Source organism: uncultured Campylobacter sp. (genome assembly GCF_937997405.1).
Taxonomy (GTDB): Bacteria; Campylobacterota; Campylobacteria; order Campylobacterales; family Campylobacteraceae; genus Campylobacter_B.
This window is the reverse complement of the sequence record NZ_CALKTL010000067.1, coordinates 1-4,778: the sequence shown is the minus strand read 5'-3', so window position 1 is coordinate 4,778 and position 4,778 is coordinate 1. Positions and strand designations below refer to the sequence as shown.

Sequence of the window (4,778 nt, the reverse complement as noted above, 5' to 3'; positions counted from 1 at the left end):
ACTTCCATCGGGCATTGGTGGTATTAGTTTTAAAATATTTTCATTATAGAACTCTGTGGCTTTATTTCTGATAAGTTCTATGTCTTCCTCACTTCTCTCTACTTTAAATTCTTTATACTGTTGTCCACCAATTAAAACTGCTACATAAGCAAATTTATAACCTGTAAGCATTAAATAATGTTGTACCTGTGCATAATAACTTTGAGGGATTGTATCTTCTAAATATCTAAAGGATCTTCTTGTCCATAAATACCAGTTCCTATTTATGTATTTCTATATTAGAATTTAAATAAGAGATGTGGTTTTTATTTCTAAAACTCCATAATCTCCTGTTTCTTTGTCTTTTAATGCTCCATCTAAATTAGCAATTAAAAAATCATTTACAACTGAGTAAGGAACTTCATATACAATTAGTTCTTTATGCTTATTGGAGAACTCTTTTAAAATAGTTCCCTCTAACATATGCCCCCAATGTGTTAGTTCATTACCTTTGAAGTTGCTACCTTCCGTTTTATCTACATAAACATCAACTATTGATTTATAAGGATTTACTCCAATTATTGCTCCTATGTCACTTCCACCTATTCTTTTTGCTCTAAGTTCATGCCAATCATCTTCATTATCATAACCAAGAACTTTTGTATTTTCAGTATTTACTGTTACAGAAGTTTCAAACTCTTCTTTTACGAAGTAAACGAACTTGAAAAAAAATGGGAAGAGTATAATAAAAACAGAAAGCAGTTTTCTTTCCTAAAATCTAAGCCGAATTTCGTATTGAGATTCGATAAGACGATTCTGGGGCTTTTGATATTGATCTCGGTTGCTATCGGAGCGATATTTTGGCTGCTTAAAGACAGTGATAGCGTCAGTATGGCAAGTATCAATCAAAATATTGAGGACAAGGGTGGTGCTTCAAATTCTGCTAATGATGCCGAGCAGCAGGCGGCAGATCTTGCAGTGCAAAATAATATTTCCAAAGAGGATTACAATATCAGCGCGCCGAAAGTTGCCCGCGCCTCTAAACACGAAAAGGAACGCCCAAGCTTAAATTTAAACGACGTGGGTGTGCTATCCAGCGAGGATTCCGGTGGGTTTAAGATAACCAATAATTACGAAAATGGCGGAAACTATGGCGGGCAGGCTCAGGCGCAAAATTTCGGCGGTCAAAATTTTGGCAATCAGAATTTTGGCAATCAAAATGCTCCTACATTTAATGTGCCTAATACCAATAACGCAGCTTTCGCAAATCAGCCGCCTAAAAACGAGGTTATAGATTTTGGGCGTGCTCCATTGCCGCCTAAATCAAATTTCTCGGGAGGTTCTACAAATACCGCAAGTAGCGCTCCGCTAAGTTCCAGAATTGAGATAAAAACTTCAAATTTAAGCGAAGATAAACAGAGCTTGGAGAGCAAATTTTATGCAACAAATAAGATTGAGTATTCGCTATCGCTAGCCGAAGAAGCGTATAATAAGAAAGACTACGACAATGCGATCAAATGGGCTCTTACGTCAAATGAGCTTGATAAGGACAACGTCGCCAGCTGGATAATTTTTGCCAAAGCCAATTATAAAAAGGGTCGTAAAGAAGACGCGCTTTACGCTCTTGAGACCTTTAATGCAAAGGCGAAAAATAGCGAAATTTCTAACCTCATTTCAAAGATAAGAAGCGACAAACTATGAAAATTTTATATATTTTAGCTTTTACGATCGCGTCGTTATTTGCAGTTAGCGCCGATGACGTGCGCAACTGGGATCAGATCGGTCAGTATAACCGTATCTGCCAAGAAAGCGTGCGAAATTTATTCATCGAGGAGCAGAGCGAGGCACTTGCAAATATGTATGCTAAAGCGTGCCTCAAGATGGATAAAGTAAACGAGCTCGTCGTGCCTACAGTGATGCTTTATAAGACGAAAGAGGCTCGCGAGAATGCCTCTCTTTATTCGACTATAATTTTTCAAAAGAAGATGCTTTATTTGGCACTTTGTGATGGCGTGGATATTAGCTATATACGTACGCCTAAGATAAATTATATTTTGTCTGAAATTTTTGATAAATTTACGGAGAGAGCATACGTAAAAAAGAGTGATACGTATGTCTTTACCCTAGAAAACGGCGAGCGCGCCGAGCTTTTTATCAAAGAAGAGGAAGAGGTAAAAAAGATGGTAATTGCAATTTATGCTGGCGATAAGCTTAGCTCGATTAAAATTTATTGGTGATCGCGATGACAAAGATTGAAGAGCAGATTGTTGCGATTTTAATACGAAACAATATCCTTACTAGCATCGTTGTTCCGGAAATCAAGGACAAGATGGATATTGGCTTGACGCTAGGCGAGGTTTTAGTCGGAGATAACTATCTAAGCCAGGATGATTTTTGCTCGATTTTAGTTGAGCTGTACAAGCGTCGTCAGATAGAATTTGATGATATAAGCGAAAAATTTTCGATGGATCCAAAGGAATTTTTGCAAATTCTAGCCAAGAAAATGAACCTGTCGTATATGAATTTAGACGACATCGACATAGATTTCAGACTATCGGAACGCACTCCTACCGCACAGCTTAAAAGATACGGCGTGATACCGGTTAAAGCGGATGATCTGAATATTTACGTTGCTTTTTCTGATCCGTTTAATCTTGAGTCGCAAGATAAAGCGCAGGCTATGTTTAGTAAACAGCTGCTTAAAATCGTAGTAGCCGATCCAAATCAAGTAAATAAATATCTATCTAAGCTTGAGCTTTCAGAGAGCATTAAAGGGCTCGTAGCGGAGATCCGCAAAGAGCTTGCTAACACCGGTGGTAGCGGAAGTAGCGATGATACCTCGGCGATTTTGAAGCTCATTGAGATGATAATCAGCCAGTCTATTAAGATGCGCGGTAGTGATATTCACATCGAGCCTACCGAGAATAACTGCGTCGTGCGTACTAGAATCGACGGAATGCTCGCTGAAATTTTTATCTTTGATAAGGATATCTATCCACCGCTAGTAAGCCGATTGAAGCTACTTTCGAATATGGATATCGCCGAGCGCCGTAAGCCGCAGGACGGTAGGTTTAGTATGAAAATTTCAGGTCGCGAATACGACTTTCGTATTTCGACACTGCCTATTATCAATGGCGAATCTACCGTTATGCGTATCCTCGATAAATCCAAGGTTATCATCAGCCTGGAAAAGCTAGGTATGCACCCTGATAGCTTTAAGAAATTTAATAACGCTATGAAGGCTCCATATGGTATTATCTTGGTTACCGGACCTACGGGAAGCGGTAAGTCTACGACGCTATATGCAGCGCTAAATGATATTAAAAATATCGATACCAAGGTCATTACCGTAGAAGATCCGGTCGAGTATCAAGTAAATTTAATCCAACAAGTCCAAGTTAACGAAAAAGCGGGTCTTACCTTTGCTTCAGCATTGCGCTCGATCTTAAGACAAGACCCCGACATCATAATGATCGGTGAGATCCGTGATCAAGAGACCCTTAGGATCGCGATCCAGGCTGCTCTTACGGGACACTTGGTTTTCTCGACCCTACACACCAACGACGCCGTTAGTGCGATCCCGCGAATAGTGGATATGGGTATAGAGGCCTACCTCATAAGTGGTGCGCTCATTGCAGTAGAGGCACAGCGTCTCGTGCGAAAGCTTTGCCCGCACTGCAAGCAGCCTACGAATCTGCCTAAATCGATGCTTGATCAGCTGAAAGAATTCTTACCTGAAAAATACGCGTTTTTTAAAGCTGTGGGTTGTGATCAATGCGGTCAAACGGGCTACATGGGGCGTGAGATGATTAGTGAAATTTTACCTATTACCGATAAAATGCAGAGCTTGATCGCTAACGGTGGCTCAAAGGACGATATGAGAGCCTTAGCGAAGGAGGAGGGTTTTATAGATATGTTTGAAGATGGTGTTATACGTGCTGCGCGCGGAGTAACTAGTATAGAAGAAATTTATAGGGTGGCTAAACAATGAAAAAGCAATTAGAAGTTGAATACAACGCCAAGGGCGCAAGAAGAAAGATGTTTTTGCAAGCCAGCGATAAGGTGCAAGCAAACAATCTCATGAAGCAGCGCGTAGGCGGGACGATCGTAAAAAGGGGCGAAACCCAAGTCGTAGCCAATACGGGCGGCGATTTTAAGGCGCAGGTTTCGCGCATGCTAGGTGGTAGCGGAAGAGTTAGAACGTTGCCGTTAGTAGCGTCGATCCGTCAGCTTTCGGTTATGACAAATGCCGGAATTTCAATCCACGACTCGATCAAAGAGGTCGCAAGGGCGTCGGAGGATAAGACGCTAAAAGAAATTTTTAGCGCTATGAACGATGATCTTAACGCAGGTCTTAGCTTGACCGAATCTACGGAGAAATTTAGAGGCCAGCTCGGTGATGTCGTCGTTGCGATGATAAGTCTGGGCGAAGCTACCGGTAATATGGCAGAATCCCTAGCCAAGCTTGCCGCTATGCTTCAAGAGCTTTGGGAAAACCAGCGTAAATTTAAAAAGGCGATGCGTTATCCGATAATTCTTATGATCGTTATGGCGATTGCGTTTTCTATTTTGATGATGTATGTCGTGCCGAAATTCCGCGAGATTTTTGAGGATTTGGGTGCGGATCTGCCGCTGCCTACTAGAATTTTGCTCGGCATCGAAAGTACGCTTAATAATTATGGAATTTTTGTTTTAGCGGGTATCATACTTACTATTGTGGGGCTTAGATGGGCGTATCGCAATAACGATGAGTTTAAAAAGGGCTTTGACAAGACGATTTTAAAGGTCTACACCTGACA

Annotated in this window: 5 protein-coding genes; 4 read left to right on the top strand and 1 reads right to left on the bottom strand. The window is 41.0% G+C overall.

What is annotated here, in order from left to right:
* Positions 1–285 precede the first annotated feature (285 nt).
* On the bottom strand, positions 286–723 hold the full coding sequence (locus Q0372_RS03370) for a lambda-exonuclease family protein (RefSeq protein WP_298102555.1): 438 nt from the start codon (positions 721–723) through the stop codon (positions 286–288).
* A 51-nt stretch (positions 724–774) separates the two neighbouring features.
* On the opposite strand from Q0372_RS03370, the gene Q0372_RS03365 reads away from it, so the two are divergent.
* Genes Q0372_RS03365 through Q0372_RS03350 form a run of 4 tightly spaced genes read left to right on the top strand, consistent with a single transcriptional unit; the run spans position 775 to position 4,776 of the window.
* The gene (locus tag Q0372_RS03365; RefSeq protein WP_298102552.1) at positions 775–1,680 is read left to right on the top strand and encodes a hypothetical protein; all 906 of its coding nucleotides are present in this window, start codon (positions 775–777) and stop codon (positions 1,678–1,680) included.
* Entirely contained in the window at positions 1,677–2,216 is a 540-nt protein-coding gene (locus Q0372_RS03360) for a hypothetical protein (RefSeq protein WP_298102549.1), read from the top strand. Before Q0372_RS03365 ends, Q0372_RS03360 begins: the two co-directional genes overlap by 4 nt.
* A gap of 5 nt (positions 2,217–2,221) precedes the next feature.
* The gene (locus Q0372_RS03355; RefSeq protein WP_298102546.1) at positions 2,222–3,970 is read left to right on the top strand and encodes a GspE/PulE family protein; all 1,749 of its coding nucleotides are present in this window, start codon (positions 2,222–2,224) and stop codon (positions 3,968–3,970) included.
* Entirely contained in the window at positions 3,967–4,776 is an 810-nt protein-coding gene (locus Q0372_RS03350) for a type II secretion system F family protein (RefSeq protein ID WP_298102544.1), read from the top strand. The genes Q0372_RS03355 and Q0372_RS03350 overlap by 4 nt, the downstream gene beginning before the upstream one ends.
* Positions 4,777–4,778: the final 2 nt, after the last annotated feature.

What these genes read in the sequence shown, in the direction of transcription:
- Q0372_RS03355 (WP_298102546.1), top strand. Translation starts at nt 2,222, where the DNA reads ATGACAAAGATTGAAGAGCAGATTGTTGCGATTTTAATACGAAACAAT.
- Q0372_RS03350 (WP_298102544.1), top strand. Translation starts at nt 3,967, where the DNA reads ATGAAAAAGCAATTAGAAGTTGAATACAACGCCAAGGGCGCAAGAAGA.
- Q0372_RS03360 (WP_298102549.1), top strand. Translation starts at nt 1,677, where the DNA reads ATGAAAATTTTATATATTTTAGCTTTTACGATCGCGTCGTTATTTGCA.